The sequence below is a fragment of the Agarivorans sp. MS3-6 genome (assembly GCF_054112545.1).
Window position 1 is genome coordinate 1,909,887 of record NZ_CM134202.1, and the last position, 14,095, is coordinate 1,923,981.

Here is a 14,095-nt window from a genome sequence, read left to right on the forward strand (position 1 = left end):
AACATTTAAGCCCTAGCGCTAGCTTTACTTGCAGATTTCGCCCTGACGGCGACTCCATTTTTCTTTGAACAGCCAAAGAAAAGTAGAGGAAAAAGAAAGGCTGCCCCAGCATCATCTTCTTCCTCCGTTGCTCACTCACTGCGGCGTCAAAACAACTCGCTACGCTCAAACAGGTTTTGCCTTTATCCGCAGCTCACTTGCGCTACTCAGCGATGATGAGGGGAGTGAAGTTCAAGAGCCTACGCTGACTGCTCTGTGCCCCATCATTCCCGCTGAGTATCGCTGTAAATTAGCGATTACATTCTCAAACATTTAAGCCCTAGCGCTAGCTTTACTTGCAGATTTCGCCCTGACGGCGACTCCATTTTTCTTTGAACAGCCAAAGAAAAGTAGAGGAAAAAGAAAGGCTGCCCCAGCATCATCTTTTTCCTCCGTTGCTCACTCACTGCGGCGTCAAAACAACTCGCTACGCTCAAACAGGTTTTGCCTTTATCCGCAGCTCACTTGCGCTACTCGGCGATGATGAGGGGATACCAAGATCAAGAACCCACGTTATTAGTTAAATTACTAATTCACCACTCCTACTCTTTGCTCTTTGCTCTTTGCTCTTTGCTCTTTAGGACCATCATCTCCGCTGAGTAGCGCAGAAGACAAACGAATAAGCCATGGCCTGTTCGAGCGTAGCGAGTTGCCATTGGCGCGTTTGGATTCGAGCAACGCAAGATGAAGGAGATGCAGGGTGGCCTTTCTTTTGCTACTAAGCTTTGCCCAGCGAAGCTTAGGACATCGCCGGCAAGGCGAAACCAAATCCAACAACACATTCCAGCACTGGTGAGTTATTAATACTGCTAACAAGCGTAATTACCCTCTTAGGAGTGATACTGAGAGCAGCCCGCTACCACGCAAGCAAAACCGTAAACAACATGCTAAACCCACAAAAAAGCCGCTTTATCAGCGGCTCATGGTCCCAAAAGTAACAACCTACCCTTTGGCTTCTTTTAGCTTCTTCGCTAATTCACGGCGTTCTTTCGACAAGTCAGCATTTTTGATGGTGTACTCGTCAACACGATCTTCGTAGTCGGCACGCATGTTCTCGATAATTGCTTTAACATCGCTAACACTCATGCCTTCTTGAATGTAGTTTCCTAAGTTATCCAGTAATTCTACACGCTTTCGGTTATCACGAATTTTTTTATCTACATCGACCATTTCACGTTTTAGCTTATTGCGTCTGCGACTCATAGAAACAAACTCCAATACCTTAGATACATTACTCGCAGTTTGATTTTCCATTACTTCTCCTAAGTGGTGATAATTCATAAATGCACACTTGTGATCAACTTACTCGCTTAAGTTTTTTCGGCAATAAAATTTTATAAAAAATGCAATATCTCCGAACATAGATCAAACGGCGCGATAGTTAGAGCCTAGCTTAAAACAAAAAAGCCGCTAAATTAGCGACTCTTTCTGATGCATTTTTGCTTACCACATCAAATCATCAGGGATTTGATAGTCAGCGTAGGGATCATCTTCATCAATCACATCTTGGCTGGGGTCATTCACCAGTACCACCACGCTTTCATCTCTTTGGGCGATTTTCTCGGCGACAATGCTCGGAACCACTTCATAAGCTTCACCGAGAGTAACAATGGCTAAACGACCATTACTCAATTGCTTGCGTAGCTCTTCTGTAACATAAACCTTTTTAATTAAGCCTTCATGGGTGAAATTATAAGACTCTTGGCCACGAGAACGGTCTAACTTATTCATTTCAATAAGCTGTTTAATTTGTGCGGCAACGGCTTTTTTCGCTTTTTCAGCATTTTGCTGCTGAGCTAACTCGGCGTCACGTTGTTGTTGCTCAGTGCGAGCTTGCTCAGCGGCGGCTTTCACTTCTTTGGCTAAAGTTCGTGATTTTTTGTTAGTTTTGCCGACTTTTTTCGCTTTTTTCTTATCAACTAAACCAGCTTTAAGCATCTGCTCTTGCAGGGATAACTTGGCCATGGGAAATGCACACCTTTCAATCTATTAGTGAATAGTAAAGAATCGTTTAGCGTATCTGCTAGTGGCGTAGATGATACGCCAAGCAACGCAAAATTTGAACCGTTAGCACCACCACTGGCCCTTATTCTGCTTCTGGAGCCAAAGTAAGAGACACAGCCTGATCCTGGGGGTAAGTCGATAAGTCAATATCGCTGCCATTTAGCTTCAAACTAAAGCCGTGAACTTCTGAAAAGTATAACGATGCTGGGTGCACCACTTGCCAAGTACGTAAATCGCCCATGCCTAGCCAGCCATCAAATACCACTTTGTCACGGCCATCAATCAATAGTAATTCGGCTCGGTCGTTAGCTTCAATTTCTACTTCAATCACTTGGTCTGGCCGTAAGCTTTGAGGCTGCCATTGCTCGCTGGGTGCAACCCAGTAGTAAGTTCTGGCACCTTGCCAACGGTGAGGCAATTGCGCTGGAGGTCGAATCGGTAAGATAGGTCTCACAGGGCGCTCAATAGGGTGACTAGGAATGGGTCGCTCTATTGGTTGCTCAGGTCTGTGAATAATTGCCGGCTGGGCAGTTTGCTCTGCCATACTCACGCCAACCAAACTGATCACTAACTGTATGGCTAGAGCAACCTGACCCCAAAATCTCCGCATGTCTTCGTCCTAGAATAGCTTAAACCCTTGATGACTAATAATAGCCGAAAAATTCATATATACTGCTAGTACATGATCATACTTACAGTAGTTTAAGTGGAATTAAGCAGCTTAGCGATCACCGCACTAAAAGGTGTTGGTGACAAACTTGCCGAAAAGCTCCATCGTTTACAGATTTTTACTGTAGGCGATTTACTGCTGCACTTGCCGCTTCGCTATGAAGACCGCACCCGCATTTGGCCCATCAACGACTTACTACATGGTGCCCATGTTTCAGTGCATGGCGAAATCAGCAAAGTTGAACTCATTCATGCTCGCAGGCGCATGCTTACTTGCCGCATTAACGATGGTAGCGGCAGTATTACTCTGCGTTTTTTCAACTTTAACAACGGCCAAAAAGCCGCCATGCAACAAGGCTTATGGATGCGCTGTTTTGGCGAGGCAAAACGAGGCAAGCACGGCTGGGAAATGATCCACCCAGAATACAGCATTGTGAGTGATGCGGGCGCGCCGCTGATGGATGAAAAGCTAACGCCGGTGTACCCTACTACCGAAGGCTTAAAGCAACTCAACTTACGTAAGTTAAGCGAGCAAGCTTTTAAGCTATTAGAGCAATATCCGCTTATCGATTGGCTACCGCCAGCGCTGCGTCCCCATGGCTTAAACCTTAATCAAGCCTTGATGCAACTGCACCGCCCCGAACCTGATACCGAGTTAAGTTTACTAGAAGAAGGTAAACACCCTGCTCAACAACGCTTAGTCATTGAAGAATTAGCCGCCCATCAACTAAGCATGTTAAAACTTCGTCAAGAGCAGCAACGCCAAGCAGCTATAGCCTTACCTTTGGCCAGTGAACTAGAACGTCAGTTTTTAGCACTGTTACCCTTTAAACCCACTAATGCACAGCAGCGAGTAATCGCAGAGATTAAAACCGACACTCAGCAACCTCATGCAATGATGCGTTTGGTTCAGGGTGATGTGGGCAGTGGTAAAACCTTGGTAGCCGCCATGGCCGCAGTGCAGGCTTTAGCCAATGGTTATCAAGTTGCTTTAATGGCACCCACCGAAATATTAGCCGAACAGCATGCGCTAACCTTCGCCGGTTGGTTCGAGCCTTTAGGCATTAAAGTAGACTGGCTTGCTGGCAAACAAAAAGGCAAAGCCCGTAGTGAAGCCATGGCCAGAATTGCCAGCGGTGAAGCACAAATGATCCTAGGCACTCATGCCATCTTTCAAGAACAAGTACAGTTTGCCAAGCTGGCTTTGGTCATCATTGACGAACAGCACCGTTTTGGGGTGCACCAACGTATGGCTTTGCGTGAAAAAGGCGCAGCAATAGATGGCAGCAATACGCTGCCACACCAGTTGATAATGACGGCTACCCCTATTCCACGAACCTTAGCCATGACCGCTTATGCCGACCTAGAGCTGTCGATTATTGATGAGCTGCCACCTGGGCGAACACCGATTAAAACGGTAGCCCTGCCTGATACCCGTCGTGAGCAAGTCATTGAACGGGTCTACCAAGCGTGCCATAACGACGGCCGCCAAGCCTATTGGGTATGCACCCTAATTGAAGAATCGGAAGTATTGCAGTGCCAAGCCGCCGAAGATACCGCTGATACTCTGCAAAAGCAGCTGCCCGATTTACGTATTGGTTTAGTACATGGGCGCATGAAGCCCCAAGAAAAACAGTGGGTCATGGAGCAGTTTAAGACTCATCAATTGGATTTACTGGTGGCCACTACCGTGATTGAAGTCGGCGTAGATGTGCCCAATTCCAGCCTGATGATTATCGAAAACCCTGAGCGCTTAGGTTTAGCTCAATTGCACCAGCTGCGTGGCCGGGTGGGCCGCGGCCAAGTAGAAAGCCACTGTGTATTGATGTATCACAGCCCTTTATCAAAAACGGCGAGTTCGCGCTTAAGCGTATTGCGCGACAGTACCGATGGTTTTGTGATTGCTCAACGCGATATGGAAATTCGTGGCCCCGGAGAATTATTAGGCACTAAGCAAACCGGTTTAGCCGAATTTAAGATTGCCGACCTAGTGCGAGACCAAGTATTGATTGGAGAAGCGCAAGCGCTGGCTAAACAATTGTTACAGCAAACACCTGCCAGCGTAGCGCCCCTAATTGAACGTTGGCTTGCTGGTCGAGAGCAATTTGCACAGGCTTAAAAACGCCTAAGCAAGGCTGCAGCTTTCATCGCGGCAGTGCTCAAGCAAAATTGTTTGTAGCCACATATACAAGGGGTTTTGTCTATTTCGATAATGAAATACATAACCAGCATCATACTTAAGCGCCAAGTCGACAAAGTCATCACTTAATGCTAAGCGCCTAATCCCGGGAATATCCTCCGCAGGGTAAAAAGTAACGCAGGGATAAATAAGGTCACTAACGCGAAGAACATCTAAAATAGAACCCGGTAATTCCGAGCGAAAACCCACGCTGATATCTACATGATGACTTGCCAAGAACTTTTCAGCCTCACTACGCGCAGCGCTCCAACCCGGTACGTGGATTAATGCCGTAGGGTAAGTGGCAAAATCTTGAGGGGATACCGGATGATTACCAATCGGGTGACCCTCTCTAGCATATATGTAAACCGGTTGACGCCACACCCGCCGCTGTACTAACTCTTTAGAGCCCTCTACAGGCAGTAAACACAGGCCAAAATCGATTTGCCCTCGTTGGATCAATTCGCAGGTATCTGAACCCCAAGTGGTCACTTGTAAGCGCAAGTCGGGCGCATATTGCTGCAACACCACAAACAAACGCTTAGCCACAGAGGCTAGCAACATCGGGTGCATTGCCACTTTTAATAGGCCTTCTAAGTCAGCTGGATTAAAATCATTGTGATGATCAACAACATTTGCGAGTTCAGACAAAATGCTCGGTACACTCAGCGATAGTTGCTCTGCCTTTGGGGTGGCAATTAAACCGTGTTGGGCGCGCACAAACAGTTCATCACCAAAATGCTCACGCAGTTTTTGTAATGAGCGGCTTATCGCTGGCTGGCTGACACTCATTCGTTCTGCGGTGCGCCGAGTATTTAGCTCTTGGGCCAATACCACAAATACTTTAAGTAGATTTAGATCGAGCGTTGCAAATGAACTGCTAGTCATTGGGTTCCTCTCTCTGCTTTACGCTACTTTAATCGCAAGACATTAAGTCGATTAGATGATCAATAGAATTGGTATAACAGTAGCAGTGAATACCGCTAAGCTCATCATAATTCAAAGACAATAGGCGTTTAATGAGCAAGTTAACATAAGCCGGTACAGATACAAAAAAACCGCTAAGAACACCACTTAGCGGTTGATTATATGCGCAGAGTCTTACCCATCGAGCTCTTTGTCGTACCACCCTCTACTGCACTCTACTGCGCGCTTCCAGCCTTTATACAAGCGTTCTCGCTTATGTTGGTCGCCTTCAGGAACAAAACAGCGGTCTGGCACATGGCTTTCAGCTAAGCTTTCAATACTGTCCCAGTAGCCTACAGCCAAACCCGCTAAGTAAGCCGCTCCTAAGGCTGTTGATTCAATCAAGGCAGGGCGCACCACTTCTGTGCCTAAGGCATCAGCCTGAAACTGCAATAGAAAGTCGTTGGCCACCGCTCCGCCATCAACCCTTAGTTGTTTAAGTGAAATACCCGCATCAGCCTGCATGGCCTCTAATAAATCACGACTCTGATAAGCGATAGATTCTAAAGCGGCGCGAATAATGTGGTTACGATTTGCGCCACGGGTTAAGCCCACTATGGTTCCCCGCGCATAGGGGTCCCAATAAGGCGCACCTAAACCGACAAAGGCGGGCACCAAATAGACACCGTTAGTATCGTCTACTTTCGAGGCAAAATACTGGGTATCAGAAGCATCACGAATCAAGCCCATTTCATCACGTAACCATTGAATTGTAGCGCCCCCCATAAATACACTGCCTTCCAGCGCATAATTCACCTTACCGTTAATTGAAAAGGCAATGGTGGTTAATAAACCATGGGTTGACTTGACCGGCGTTTCCCCAGTATTCATCAATAAGAAGCAACCGGTACCATAAGTATTTTTAGCCATTCCTTTGCGGTAGCATTGTTGACCAAACAAGGCAGCTTGCTGGTCACCAGCGATACCCGAAATAGGGATTCGCGTGCCTCCTTTACCACCGATGTTGGTTTGACCATACACTTCAGAGCACGATTTCACCTCAGGTAACATGCTCTTTGGAACCCCCAATAAATCTAGCAGTTTTTCATCCCACTCAAGGGTATGAATATTAAACATCATGGTGCGTGATGCATTGGTGTAATCAGTGACATGCACTCGGCCATTGGTGAGCTTCCATACCAGCCAGGTATCAACGGTGCCAAACAGCAGGTCACCCGCTTCGGCTTTTTCACGGGCTCCTGCTACGTTGTCGAGGATCCATTTAAGTTTTGAGCCTGAAAAATAAGCATCAATGACCAAGCCTGTAGATTCTTGAATGTAGTCTGCCCAGCCTTGCTCGCGGAGTTGTTCGCACAGCTCAGTCGTACGGCGACACTGCCAAACAATGGCGTTGTAGATAGGTTGTCCAGTATTTTTGTCCCAAACAATGGTGGTTTCACGTTGGTTAGTGATACCAATGGCGGCAATCTGATCGCTGCGGATGCCGGTTTTAGCCAATACTTCGGTTAATGAGGCGCTTTGGCTAGCCCATATTTCCATCGGATTGTGCTCGACCCAACCTGATTTAGGAAAAAACTGGCTAAATTCGCGCTGTACGCTGCCAACGATTTCCGACTGTTGGTTAAAGATGATCGCTCTTGAGCTAGTCGTGCCCTGATCAAGAGCAACAATATAACGCGCCGTGTCCATTGTGAGATTCATTCCAGATTATCATTTCCAGTTATTATGCTCGAAAACGAACATTTTAGAACATTTTTTTAACTGTTACGTGACATAAACTTAATTTTATCGCTGCGATTACTTCTCACTAAGTTGCTTTAACCTAGCCTGTATCACTTTGTTAACCGTGACAAAAACGAGTTTTTAAGTAGACTTAAGCCAGTGCCACACTCCATAGCAATAACGGAACCCAGTTGTGAAGCAGACCCAACGCCACCAGCAAATACTGCAAGTGATTAAAACCCAAGGTTTTGTCGCGACAGAAGAACTCGTTGAAACGCTAAATGTAAGCCCGCAAACCATTCGCCGAGACTTAAATGTATTGGCCGAGCAAAAACTCATTCACCGCCACCATGGCGGGGCATCGCTGCTAGCTAGCAGTGTAGTAAATGATTCATATTCCAACCGTAAAATTAAACAACACTTAGAAAAAGAGAGCATCGCCTTAAAAATTGCGGAACAGATCCCCAATGGTGCTTCGTTGTTTTTAGATATCGGGACCACTGCAGAAACTATTGCTCGCGCCCTACTTAATCATCGAGACCTACGCATTATCACCAACAATATTCATGTTGCAGCGTTGCTCATGGTGAAAGATGATTTCAACGTCATTATGGCGGGAGGGGCCTTGCGAAATAAAGATGGCGGCATAGTGGGCGAGGCCACCATCGACTTTATTAAGCAGTTTCGCTTAGATTATGGCGTGATTACCGTCAGCGGCATTGATTTGGAAGGCTCGTTACTCGACTTCGACTACCATGAAGTACGGGTAACTCAAGCGATTATTGCTTGTTCTCGCAATGTTATTTTAGCCGCAGACCACAGTAAATTTGGCCGTAATGCAATGATCAACATTGGCAACATAGCGCAGGTTGATCAGCTTTATACCGATAAGTCAGTCCCCCAAGATATTGCCGATATTTTAAAGCGTGAAGAAGTTCAATTACGTTTATGTCCGCCAGCACTAAACGGTCAATCAAGCGAAGCGCTTACGTATTAAGCTACCTAAAAAACCTTTATAAGTGCTTGGAGAGTTTGGGCAAAGTTGTTGTAAGGCGCTCAGTTCTTCACTACTAATCACTCCCCCTTGGCCATGTGCCAGTAAGTACTGGCTAACCTCCAGCGGACGATATCGCTCTAAAGATGCCCGATAGGCGGCCGGTTGGCTTATTGGAAAAGGACATATCAACTTTCCTTTTACCCGTAAAATAGTATCTGCCACGTACAAGGTTTGGCTGGTAGGGTGATACAAGGATAGATCGCGGTCGGTGTGACCTGGGGTAAACAGGACTTGCCAATCATTAAATCCCGGTATTAGCTGACAATCATGCAAGCGGTGATCGGCTTTGATGACCGGCGGATACCACAAATTAGCACGGCGACGTTGATGGCGTCGCCCTACGTAATAGGCCAAGCCTAAATCAACGAGATGCTGACAGCGCCCAGCAACACCTTGATACCACTCTCCAGGACAATTTGCAGTAGCCACATCGATAGCGTAGTGACGCTGTAAATAGCTAGCACCACCGGCGTGGTCGGGGTGCATATGGGTAACCATAATCAACTTAAGCTGCTCAAATGGTCTACCTAGGTCTTGGGTGATAAAGCTTTTTACTAACGGTACATCTGCACGACAACAGCCATCGAGCAGCAGTAACTTATCGGGGTACTCCACTAAAAAAATATTTTGAATAAAGCCTTCAAGCTGGTGAATCTTCATTAAATACCGCCCAATTGTTAATGGAATGTAACACTCTAGAGCAATTGCTCCACACTGACAATCTTGGGTTAAAGTAGTTTCACCCCTTTAACACAAGATTTTTTACATTGGCGGTTGTTTTTTAATCTCAAAATGCTCTATTATGCTCGATAACGAAAGAAAACGAACTTTACATAAAGGATCGCAAGCAATGGAACAAGCAAACGACCAATATAACTATGACTTGATTGTAATAGGCGGTGGCATCAACGGTGCAGGTATCGCAGCTGATGCCGCAGGCCGTGGTCAACGTGTCGCCTTGTTTGAACAAAATGATCTGGCTAGCGCCACCTCCTCTGCCAGCTCTAAGTTAATTCATGGTGGTTTGCGATATTTGGAGCACTATGAGTTTCGTTTAGTCAGTGAAGCCCTTAAAGAGCGAGAAGTGTTATTAAAAATGGCTCCTCACATCGTAGAGCCAATGCGCTTTCGTTTGCCACACCGCCCACACCTTCGGCCATGGTTACTGATCCGCATGGGTTTATTCCTCTACGATAACCTGGCTCAGCGCGGTACGTTACCCGGCTGCACGGGGTTACATTTTGGTAACGATAGCGTACTAAAAGCCGACATTACCAAAGGCTTTGAATACTCTGATTGCTGGGTCGATGACGCCCGCTTAGTAATTAGCAATGCCCTATTGGCGGAAAAACACGGCGCCTATATTGCACCGCGACAGCAAGTGGTGGCGGCAAAACGCCAAGCCCAGCATTGGTTAGTAGAGGTGCGCGATACGCATACCGGAATACAGCAACAATACCGTTGTAATACTTTGGTAAATGCTGCTGGGCCGTGGGTACAGCAATTTATCGAACAACACATGCACCAAACACCACCTCGCACTATTCGTTTAGTCAAAGGCAGTCACATCGTTGTACCAAGGCTACACCAAGAGGAACAAGCTTATATCCTGCAAAATACCGACAAACGCATCGTATTTGTCATCCCCTATCAACAAGACTACTCCTTAGTCGGCACAACCGATGTCGAGTACCAAGGTGACCCAGCAAAAGTAGCGATCTCCGAACAAGAAATTAGTTATCTTTGCGATGTGGTGAATCAGCACTTTAAACACCAAATTGCACCTAGTGACGTTATTCACTCGTTCTCTGGCGTTAGACCACTGTGCCAAGATGAATCAGACGATCCCTCAGCGGTGACTCGCGATTACACCTTAGAGCTCAGCGAAGAAAGCGAAGGTGCGCCACTATTATCGGTATTTGGTGGCAAACTGACCACCTATCGAAAACTCGCAGAAGCGGCCTTGTTAATGCTAGAACCTCGAATCAATAATCTTGGCCCAGCCTGGACAAAAGCCACTTGCTTACCTGGCGGCTCACTACAGTGTTCAAGAGACACCTTTATTAAGCAGCAGCAAAACAAATACCCGAATCTTGATACGAAATTGGTCGAGCGCTGGTGTATGCAATTTGGCAGCAATGCTTGTCAGCTATTGCATACTGCTGAACAACAGGGCTTAGGTAAGCTATTTGCCGGTACACTGTACCAAGTAGAAGTGGATTACTTGTATGATAAAGAATGGGCTTATCAAGCTGAAGATATTCTATGGCGACGTACAAAACAGGGTTTGCACTTTAACGCTGAGCAACAACAAGCATTGTCTAATTATGTGCAGCAAAAGCCCCCCTTAGCGCTGGTAGAGAATACCCGTGCTAACAGGGCTCAGGCTAGCTAGCACGCCTTAGAACAGCTTGGTTGTAACTATTGAATACCGCTTGTAGAGATGCCCTCTGCAAGCGGCCTGTGCTTAACCTCAGAAGTACCGCCCTACCCAACGCTACGCAATACTTCCTCAATGTTACAATGGTTGTTGTCGTAAACCACTTGAGCCATAGCCCGCGCTTCTTCTTTACCGCTATCATGCTCTACCGCATGCAAGCCCATTGAAGCTTCTCCCAAGGCATAACTTAACACTGTCATAAACCCAATAGACTCGCGATTGATCCGCTGGTCCGGCATGTTGGCGATCATTTGCAACAACGCTTCACGTTCATCTTTATCATTAATATAAGCATGAGCAGCTAGGCAGCGAGCACTGCTATTTGCAAGCTCTGCTCCGGCCTGCAGCTGCTCAAGTTCAGGTTGCTTAGCGGAAGCCGACATAGAGGCCAACGCGGTGGTAGCAGCAAGCGCTAGAATGGTTAACTTTTTCATTGATATTTACCTTTAGCAATAAATGCCTATTCAAAACCGAGTTTTACCTATCAACTCACTTGGATGATGAGGTAAAGCGTAACGAAAGCAGAGAAACACGCTTTATATGAGCATTGTTACATGGCCTGATAAGTTGATTAACCCGTGCTGATGGCCCGCATTGTTTCACTCAATGCAACAACCGGTTTCCCCCTGCGGCCCGTTTTTTTACACCTAAGCTCAACCGCTGAACAGCTCACTTTATGTGGATATTTTTAGTAAACGACGCGTCACACGAAGTCGCCTAAAACATGCTAAGAGAAGCGAAATACAACAAACACTTACAGAAATTAACCTTTTTACTGAAAGACCGCATAACAGCGGTATTCATCCTTTCATTCACGCCCTTGCACGGGTAGAATTTGCAGCACTTTGGTATGGATAAGCTGACTGAATAATGAATCAAACATTTTTACCCTTAAGTCGCCCAGCTATTGAGCAGCAAGAAATCGATGCTGTAGTTGACGTACTAAAATCAGGGTGGATAACCACGGGGCCGAAAAACGCCGAGCTAGAAGCGGCGATAAAAGACTATACGGGCGCAGAACATGCCGTTGCTTTAAGCAGTGCCACCGCGGGTTTACACCTTACTTTAGTTGCTCTAGGCATTGGCCCCGGCGACGAAGTAATTACGCCTTCGATGACTTGGGTATCTACGGTAAATCTAATTACGCTAATGGGCGCTAAGCCGGTATTTGTCGATGTCGATGCCGATACCTTGATGACCACCGCCGATCGTATAGAAGCACTTATCACCGACAACACCAAACTGATTGTACCGGTGCATTATGCTGGTGCTCCACTTGATCTGGATGCTATTTACGCGTTAGCGGAACGTTTCAATATACCAGTGGTCGAAGATGCAGCCCATGCAATTGGTTGTGAATATAAAGGCCGCCCTATTGGTAAAACAGGTCACTGTATTTTTTCTTTGCATGCAATCAAAAACGTGACAACCGCTGAAGGCGGCATATTCACCACCAACGATGGGCAGTTAGCCGACAGGATCCGCCGACTCAAGTTTCATGGTTTAGGGGTAGATGCCTTTGATCGGGAAACCCACGGTCGTGCACCTCAGGCCGAGGTGATAGAACCCGGCTATAAGTACAACATGCCCGATATTTGCGCTGTACTGGGGCTAGGCCAAATGCAACGCTTAGCGCAAATCACTAAGCAGCGGCAAAATTTGGTGGCCCACTATCGGCAGTTGTTGAGTACGGTTGATGGAATTAGCCCTCTGAGTATTCCGGATTACCCGCATACTCACTGCTGGCATTTAATGATAGTAAGAGTAGAACCTAGTATTTGTGGTTTCGACCGCGATCAACTGATTAGTATGCTAAAACAAGTTGATATAGGTGCAGGCATTCACTTTAAAGCCTGCCATAGCCAAAAATACTATCGCGAAAATTATCAAACACGTTTTGGCGCAATAAACCCAGATCTGAACAATACTGAGTTTAACAGTCAACGAATTTGCTCATTACCACTGTTCCCAGACATGCAGCTAAGCGATGTTGAAAGAGTGGTAGCGGCTATAACTAACTTTATTGGTACCCTTCATGAGGCATAAGCAACAGATAAACTTCGTATCTATCGTCATTCCGGTATATAACGAAGCCGACAGTTTACAAGAGCTGATCGAACGCACCTGCGCTGCAGCAGACACAATGGGCAAAGACTATGAAGTTTTGCTGGTTGATGATGGCAGTAAAGATAATAGCGCAGACATTATTGAAGCCGCATCAGCCAATGAAGGCAGTCACATTGTCGGTATTATCTTAAACCGTAACTACGGCCAACATAACGCCATAATGGCCGGGTTTGAGCACGTTCGCGGTGATTTGATCGTTACCCTAGATGCCGATTTACAAAACCCTCCTGAAGAAATCCCTAACTTGGTGGCAAAAGCAGAAGAAGGTTATGACTCAGTCGGTACAGTGCGTAAAAATCGCCAAGACAGCCGCTTACGTCGCTACCCGTCAATGCTGATCAACAAAATAGTCAAGCGATCTACTGGCGTTGAGATGAACGACTATGGCTGCATGTTACGTGCTTATCGTCGCCATGTTGTTGATGCTATGCTGCAGTGCCACGAGCGCAGTACCTTCATTCCTATTTTGGCGAATGGTTTTGCTCGCCATACCGTAGAAATCGATGTAGAACACAGTGAACGCCAGCAAGGTGAGTCAAAGTACAATGTATTAGGTTTAATCAACCTGATGTTTGATTTACTGACCAGTATGACTACCGCGCCTCTAAGAATGCTAAGCCTTGTGGGCGGTGCTATTGCCGCTTTAGGCAGCTTGTTTGGTCTAATTTTGCTGGCTATGCGCTTACTTTATGGCGCAGAGTGGGGCGTAGATGGGGTATTCCCCTTATTCGCGATCTTATTCATCTTTATTGGTGCGCAATTTGTCGGTTTAGGCTTACTCGGTGAGTATATTGGCCGAATTTATTCCGATGTCAGGGCCCGCCCTCGCTACTACGTACAAGACGTTTTAGTAGGAGAAGCAACCCAACAGGCCCGTACATCCAACGAATCCAAGTCATCGCCTAGCGAAAGCTAAGCTTGACCAATAACT

General features: G+C 46.4%; 12 protein-coding genes. 5 read left to right on the forward strand and 7 right to left on the reverse strand.

The annotated features are described in order from the left end of the window. Window positions 1-981 precede the first annotated feature (981 nt). The 3 genes from ACVFI8_RS08630 to ACVFI8_RS08640 form a co-directional block, all read right to left on the reverse strand. The gene (locus ACVFI8_RS08630; RefSeq protein ID WP_248713874.1) at window positions 982-1,293 is read right to left on the reverse strand and encodes a DUF496 family protein; all 312 of its coding nucleotides are present in this window, start codon (window positions 1,291-1,293) and stop codon (window positions 982-984) included. Between the two features lie 189 nt (window positions 1,294-1,482). Beyond that, complete coding sequence (locus ACVFI8_RS08635) at window positions 1,483-2,004, reverse strand: DUF2058 domain-containing protein (RefSeq protein WP_248713873.1); 522 nt, start codon at window positions 2,002-2,004, stop codon at window positions 1,483-1,485. 121 nt (window positions 2,005-2,125) lie between these two features. Beyond that, window positions 2,126-2,653: a DUF4115 domain-containing protein gene (locus ACVFI8_RS08640; protein WP_248713872.1), complete on the reverse strand. Its 528-nt coding sequence runs from the start codon at window positions 2,651-2,653 to the stop codon at window positions 2,126-2,128. Window positions 2,654-2,749: 96 nt separating this feature from the next. Here ACVFI8_RS08640 and recG point away from each other — a divergent pair, with 96 nt between their 5' ends. Continuing rightward, a complete protein-coding gene (gene recG / locus ACVFI8_RS08645; RefSeq protein ID WP_248713871.1) occupies window positions 2,750-4,831 on the forward strand; it encodes an ATP-dependent DNA helicase RecG in 2,082 nt (693 codons plus the stop codon). 6 nt (window positions 4,832-4,837) lie between these two features. Here the strand turns inward: recG and ACVFI8_RS08650 are convergent, their stop codons facing one another. Together ACVFI8_RS08650 and glpK are read right to left on the reverse strand one after the other, a co-directional pair. Beyond that, complete coding sequence (locus ACVFI8_RS08650; RefSeq protein WP_248713870.1) at window positions 4,838-5,779, reverse strand: LysR family transcriptional regulator; 942 nt, start codon at window positions 5,777-5,779, stop codon at window positions 4,838-4,840. Between the two features lie 213 nt (window positions 5,780-5,992). After that, on the reverse strand, window positions 5,993-7,507 hold the full coding sequence (gene glpK / locus ACVFI8_RS08655) for a glycerol kinase GlpK (RefSeq protein ID WP_248715576.1): 1,515 nt from the start codon (window positions 7,505-7,507) through the stop codon (window positions 5,993-5,995). Window positions 7,508-7,733: 226 nt separating this feature from the next. Between glpK and ACVFI8_RS08660 the strand changes: the two genes are divergently transcribed. Further along, window positions 7,734-8,537, forward strand: a complete 804-nt coding sequence (locus ACVFI8_RS08660) for a DeoR/GlpR family transcriptional regulator (protein WP_248713869.1) — start codon at window positions 7,734-7,736, stop codon at window positions 8,535-8,537. Here ACVFI8_RS08660 and ACVFI8_RS08665 read toward each other — a convergent pair. After that, the gene (locus tag ACVFI8_RS08665; protein ID WP_457873607.1) at window positions 8,514-9,257 is read right to left on the reverse strand and encodes an MBL fold metallo-hydrolase; all 744 of its coding nucleotides are present in this window, start codon (window positions 9,255-9,257) and stop codon (window positions 8,514-8,516) included. The two genes, ACVFI8_RS08660 and ACVFI8_RS08665, sit on opposite strands and share 24 nt — an antisense overlap. 190 nt (window positions 9,258-9,447) lie before the next feature. Between ACVFI8_RS08665 and glpD the strand changes: the two genes are divergently transcribed. After that, on the forward strand, window positions 9,448-10,992 hold the full coding sequence (glpD, locus tag ACVFI8_RS08670; protein ID WP_457873608.1) for a glycerol-3-phosphate dehydrogenase: 1,545 nt from the start codon (window positions 9,448-9,450) through the stop codon (window positions 10,990-10,992). Window positions 10,993-11,084: 92 nt separating this feature from the next. Here the strand turns inward: glpD and ACVFI8_RS08675 are convergent, their stop codons facing one another. Continuing rightward, on the reverse strand, window positions 11,085-11,471 hold the full coding sequence (locus ACVFI8_RS08675; protein ID WP_248713866.1) for a hypothetical protein: 387 nt from the start codon (window positions 11,469-11,471) through the stop codon (window positions 11,085-11,087). A gap of 436 nt (window positions 11,472-11,907) precedes the next feature. Here ACVFI8_RS08675 and arnB point away from each other — a divergent pair, with 436 nt between their 5' ends. Continuing rightward, a complete protein-coding gene (gene arnB / locus ACVFI8_RS08680; protein WP_457873609.1) occupies window positions 11,908-13,083 on the forward strand; it encodes a UDP-4-amino-4-deoxy-L-arabinose aminotransferase in 1,176 nt (391 codons plus the stop codon). Next, window positions 13,073-14,080, forward strand: a complete 1,008-nt coding sequence (arnC, locus tag ACVFI8_RS08685; RefSeq protein ID WP_248713864.1) for an undecaprenyl-phosphate 4-deoxy-4-formamido-L-arabinose transferase — start codon at window positions 13,073-13,075, stop codon at window positions 14,078-14,080. Before arnB ends, arnC begins: the two co-directional genes overlap by 11 nt. The last annotated feature ends 15 nt before the right edge of the window (window positions 14,081-14,095 follow it).

Excerpts from the sequence above, each read along its gene's own strand:
- ACVFI8_RS08630 (WP_248713874.1), bottom strand. The coding sequence starts at position 1,293 with ATGGAAAATCAAACTGCGAGTAATGTATCTAAGGTATTGGAGTTTGTT.
- ACVFI8_RS08635 (WP_248713873.1), bottom strand. The coding sequence starts at position 2,004 with ATGGCCAAGTTATCCCTGCAAGAGCAGATGCTTAAAGCTGGTTTAGTT.
- ACVFI8_RS08640 (WP_248713872.1), bottom strand. The coding sequence starts at position 2,653 with ATGCGGAGATTTTGGGGTCAGGTTGCTCTAGCCATACAGTTAGTGATC.
- ACVFI8_RS08650 (WP_248713870.1), bottom strand. The coding sequence starts at position 5,779 with ATGACTAGCAGTTCATTTGCAACGCTCGATCTAAATCTACTTAAAGTA.
- glpK (WP_248715576.1), bottom strand. The coding sequence starts at position 7,507 with ATGGACACGGCGCGTTATATTGTTGCTCTTGATCAGGGCACGACTAGC.
- ACVFI8_RS08665 (WP_457873607.1), bottom strand. The coding sequence starts at position 9,257 with ATGAAGATTCACCAGCTTGAAGGCTTTATTCAAAATATTTTTTTAGTG.
- glpD (WP_457873608.1), top strand. The coding sequence starts at position 9,448 with ATGGAACAAGCAAACGACCAATATAACTATGACTTGATTGTAATAGGC.
- ACVFI8_RS08675 (WP_248713866.1), bottom strand. The coding sequence starts at position 11,471 with ATGAAAAAGTTAACCATTCTAGCGCTTGCTGCTACCACCGCGTTGGCC.
- arnB (WP_457873609.1), top strand. The coding sequence starts at position 11,908 with ATGAATCAAACATTTTTACCCTTAAGTCGCCCAGCTATTGAGCAGCAA.
- arnC (WP_248713864.1), top strand. The coding sequence starts at position 13,073 with ATGAGGCATAAGCAACAGATAAACTTCGTATCTATCGTCATTCCGGTA.